Source organism: Galbibacter sp. PAP.153 (assembly GCF_037029175.1).
GTDB classification, from domain to species: domain Bacteria; phylum Bacteroidota; class Bacteroidia; order Flavobacteriales; family Flavobacteriaceae; genus Galbibacter; species Galbibacter pacificus.
The window spans coordinates 1-1,910 of sequence record NZ_JAZEUN010000051.1 but is presented as its reverse complement, the minus strand read 5'-3'; the positions used below and the strand labels follow the sequence as shown (position 1 = coordinate 1,910).

General features: G+C 45.7%; 2 protein-coding genes. Both read left to right on the top strand.

Going from position 1 to position 1,910, the window contains the following annotated elements:
• Positions 1-424 precede the first annotated feature (424 nt).
• Positions 425-793, top strand: a complete 369-nt coding sequence (locus UXI14_RS17960) for a hypothetical protein (RefSeq protein ID WP_335967341.1) — start codon at positions 425-427, stop codon at positions 791-793.
• A gap of 2 nt (positions 794-795) precedes the next feature.
• Positions 796-1,830 (top strand): group II intron reverse transcriptase/maturase, encoded by a 1,035-nt coding sequence (gene ltrA / locus UXI14_RS17955; RefSeq protein WP_335967343.1) that lies wholly within the window; start codon positions 796-798, stop codon positions 1,828-1,830.
• The last annotated feature ends 80 nt before the right edge of the window (positions 1,831-1,910 follow it).

The window sequence follows — 1,910 nt, the reverse complement described above, 5'->3', positions numbered from 1 at the left end:
CTTTTTTTAGTGCGCCTAGCATGGGCGATAACTATCGGGTGCAAGTCCCGAACATGCCCTAGCAGTGGGAAGTGTTAGCCAAGAGCAAGGGTGTCCATTGCGAGGTGGAATCTGAAGGAAGCTGGCGGCAAAATCCTGGCCTGACGAACAGAAACTACATATAAGGCCAAAATTGCCTGGACAAGGTTGCTGAACAAACCGAAGTCCAATACTGCTCGGAGGCAATATGGTAAATGTGGCAGGTAGCTGGGATGAAAGTTATCGGTCTTGCCTAGGGAGGTCTCACGGACGTGTGGACGTTTTTCTCGGAAACACGGAGTAAAGCTTGTCGTGAGAAGTCAGCAGACGCCATAGTACCTAAGCAAAACTTCACATAGGGAAGGGCCGAACTTTAAGTAAGTGAGTAGTAAATGAACGTTACCGTATGAACGGAAGAATGCAGAAGATCCCTACAATGGAGACCTGCCCACAAAAGAATAGGACGGCATCCGAAGGCTATGTGGGAGGGCAGACGTACCTACGGATAACTGAAAATAACCTCACGGTTACCAACTCATTAGAAGATGGGCTGCTAGAGAAGCTAGTGTCTCCTGTAAACCTTAATAGGGCTTACCAACAAGTCAAGCGCAACAAAGGGGCCTCGGGAGTAGACAAGATGGAAGTTGAATCACTAAAGGATTATCTTGTCAAACACAAAGACGAACTGGTCCGCTCCATTTTAAACGGTACTTACCGACCGAACCCTGTACGCAGGGTTCTTATCCCCAAGGACAATGGACAGATGCGCGACTAGGTATTCCTGCTGTAGTTGATAGGTGTATCCAACAAGCCATTGCCCAAATCCTCACACCTATATACGAACCCCTCTTTAGCGGGGCTAGCTATGGGTTCCGACCAAGGCGTGGCGCTCATGGTGCTTTAAGGAAGTGTCGAGAGTACATACCGGAAGGCTATCACTGGGCCGTAGACTTGGATCTAGAAAAGTTCTTTGATACCGTAGAACATAGCAAACTGATAGAGGTACTCTCCCGCACTGTAAAAGACGGTCGTGTGATATCCTTGATACACCAATACCTTAACGCTGGTATACAAATAGGGTCAACGTTACAAGCCAACGAAACGGGAGTCCCCCAAGGGGGTCCTCTCAGTCCAATTTTAAGCAATATTATGCTAAACGAAATGGATAAGGAGTTGGAAAGTAGAGGGCATAAATTTGTCCGATACGCTGATGACGTGATGATACTATGCCGTAGCAAACGTGGAGCACGACGCACCATGCAAACCATGGCCCGCTTCATAGAGGAAAAACTGTTCTTAAAGGTGAACAGGGATAAAAGCCAAAGTACCTATATCTCTAAGGTTAAGTTCTTAGGATACTCTTTTTATAAAAAGAAAGGAAAAGGGCGACTTCGGGTACACCAAAATAGCGTATCCAAGATGAAAGCTAAAATTAAAGAGCTTACATCACGTAGTAATGGCTGGGGTAATGAACGAAGGAAAACAACCCTTCGCCAATATATTATTGGTTGGGTAAATTACTTCAAATTGGCAGACATTAACAAGCTGCTTATCAGCTTAGACAAATGGTACCGTCGGCGACTTAGGATGGTGATATGGAAACAATGGGAACGGAATGTCACCAGAATGAGGAACTTAATAAACCTAGGAGTTGATAAGTTCAAGGCCCACGAGTGGGCAAATACAAGGAAAAGCTACTGGCATACCGCTAACAGCTTTATCCTTAGTACCACGATTACCACAGAAAGACTAAGAAAAGCAGGATACTTAATGCTGTCAGACCAATATCGAAAAGTTAGTACTAAAACTTAGGGAACCGCCCAGTACGGAACCGTATGCTGGGTGGTGTGAGAGGTCGAACAGGGAATTAATCCCTGTTCTCCTACTCGATT